Source organism: Natrinema soli (assembly GCF_028618695.1).
Map to the genome: position 1 here is coordinate 1 of NZ_JAQIVI010000595.1, position 914 is coordinate 914.

Genomic DNA, 914 nt, shown 5'->3' on the forward strand with positions numbered 1-914 from the left:
GAGCCGGTACTCGAGCAGTCCCTCGTAGATCTCGCCGAGGCGGCGACCGTCGAGCGGCGAGTAGTCGATGAACGGTTTGCTGCCGCCGCCGTCGGCCCGCCGTCGAGCCAGCAGGTCGATAGCCGTCGCCAGCGACGCGTCGCCGACGCGGTGTGTCTCGAGAAATCGAGCGACTGGGCTGTCATCTCCCGCAGGGTCGGTCCGAAACGGTCGCCCGTTGGCGATCGGGACTGAGGGGAGTTCGTCGGACCGACTTCTTCGGCCGATCGGCGAACCGACTTCCTCGAGTCGTGACCAGAGATCGACCGCCCGGTCGCTGTAAGATGGGTTCGAACCGTCGAATTCGGCTGCGATGGAGCGAGCGATCGATCGGAGGGTCGCCGGCTCAGCAGGTCCGGTATCGCTCTCTCCATCTCGGCGTTCGCCGCTCGGTTCGGTGGACCGGCGACCTCGACGCTCCGCGGCGAACGCGATCAGGAGTCGAACGAGTACCACGAGCGAGGCGTCGTAGAGTACGTCGAGATCATCCGTGCTGAGGTCGTCGAGATCGTTTCCGGGATATCGGCGAAACCCGCGCGCGAGGCTCTCGAGCGCGTCGGTGGCGTTCTCCTCGAGCGTCGCCCCCATCTCACGAGTAAACTCGGCGGACCGGTCGTAGTGGTCGTCGAGAAGGCAGTCTCCCTCGGCGTCGTCGCGGAAGGCGTCCCGGCGGAAAAACAGGTAGAAGTATTTGAACGCCTCGAGGTCCCCCGTCCCGAGCATGGTCGGCAGATCGATCTCGTAGTACGCGTCCAGACGATGGCCCGTCCGCCCGGTGTAGAGTCGCCACCGCCGGCCGTTCGTGAGCACGGCCCACTCGACCGACGACTCGCGCAGGGCGGCGCGGATCCGGGAGCACGGAGTCTCGGCGTCGC

At 66.6% G+C, this 914-nt stretch carries 1 pseudogene; it reads right to left on the reverse strand.

Annotated features, from left to right (window positions below):
- Positions 1–914 (reverse strand): annotated as a pseudogene (locus PGX04_RS27295) (class I SAM-dependent DNA methyltransferase); the annotation flags it as partial.